This is a genomic window from Shewanella sp. SP1S1-7, assembly GCF_031932105.1.
GTDB classification, from domain to species: Bacteria; Pseudomonadota; Gammaproteobacteria; order Enterobacterales; family Shewanellaceae; genus Shewanella; species Shewanella baltica.
Genome location: NZ_JAUOEU010000067.1, coordinates 1 through 1,477, shown reverse-complemented (window position 1 = coordinate 1,477; position 1,477 = coordinate 1). Strand labels below are relative to the sequence as shown.

Below are 1,477 nucleotides of genomic sequence, written 5' to 3'. Positions count from 1 at the left end.
CACCTACCACCTTAAACGCGGACTACCAACGCCGCGCTAGCCTAGCCTTCTCCGTCTCTCCATCGCAGTTAGCGGAAGTACAGAAATATTAATCTGTTTCCCATCGATTACGCCTTTCGGCCTCACCTTAGGGGTCGACTCACCCTGCCCCGATTAACGTTGGACAGGAACCCTTGGTCTTTCGGCGAGGGGGTTTTTCACCCCCTTTATCGTTACTCATGTCAGCATTCGCACTTCTGATACCTCCAGCGTGGGTTACCCCTTCACCTTCAACGGCTTACAGAACGCTCCTCTACCGCGCACAGTAAACTGTGCACCCGTAGCTTCGGTGACTAGCTTAGCCCCGTTACATCTTCCGCGCAGGCCGACTCGACTAGTGAGCTATTACGCTTTCTTTAAATGATGGCTGCTTCTAAGCCAACATCCTAGCTGTCTAAGCCTTCCCACATCGTTTCCCACTTAGCTAGTACTTTGGGACCTTAGCTGACGGTCTGGGTTGTTTCCCTTTTGACGACGGACGTTAGCACCCGCCGTCTGTCTCCCGAGTAGTACTCATTGGTATTCGGAGTTTGCAAAGGGTTGGTAAGTCGGGATGACCCCCTAGCCTTAACAGTGCTCTACCCCCAATGGTATTCGCTCGAGGCGCTACCTAAATAGCTTTCGAGGAGAACCAGATATCTCCCGGTTTGATTGGCCTTTCACCCCCAGCCACAAGTCATCCGCTAATTTTTCAACATTAGTCGGTTCGGTCCTCCAGTTGATGTTACTCAACCTTCAACCTGCCCATGGCTAGATCACCGGGTTTCGGGTCTACACCTTGCAACTAAACGCGCAGTTAACACTCGGTTTCCCTACGGCTCCGCTATTCGCTTAACCTCGCTACAAAATGTAAGTCGCTGACCCATTATACAAAAGGTACGCAGTCACGGTCTCAAGAACCGCTCCCACTGCTTGTACGTATACGGTTTCAGGTTCTATTTCACTCCCCTCACAGGGGTTCTTTTCGCCTTTCCCTCACGGTACTGGTTCACTATCGGTCAGTCAGGAGTATTTAGCCTTGGAGGATGGTCCCCCCATATTCAAACAGGATGTCACGTGTCCCGCCTTACTCGTTTTCATCAATGGTTAGTTTTCATGTACGGGGCTATCACCCTGTGCCGCTGTGCTTTCCAACACATTCCACTAACACCCCACTGACTTAAGGGCTAATCCCCGTTCGCTCGCCGCTACTAGGGGAATCTCGGTTGATTTCTTTTCCTCCGGGTACTTAGATGTTTCAGTTCCCCGGGTTCGCCTCGCAACACTATGTATTCATGTTGCGATAACAGCTTATGCTGCTGGGTTCCCCCATTCGGACATCGTTAGCTCAAATGCTTGTTACTAGCTCGCCAACGCTTTTCGCAAGTTACTACGTCCTTCATCGCCTCTGACTGCCAAGGCATCCACCGTATACGCTTAGTCGCTTAACCATACAACC

The 1,477-nt window shown here is 51.2% G+C and carries 1 rRNA gene; it reads right to left on the bottom strand.

Annotated features, from left to right (window positions below):
- Positions 1-1,469: ribosomal RNA gene (locus Q4Q49_RS22080) — 23S ribosomal RNA — on the bottom strand; the annotation flags it as partial.
- Positions 1,470-1,477: the final 8 nt, after the last annotated feature.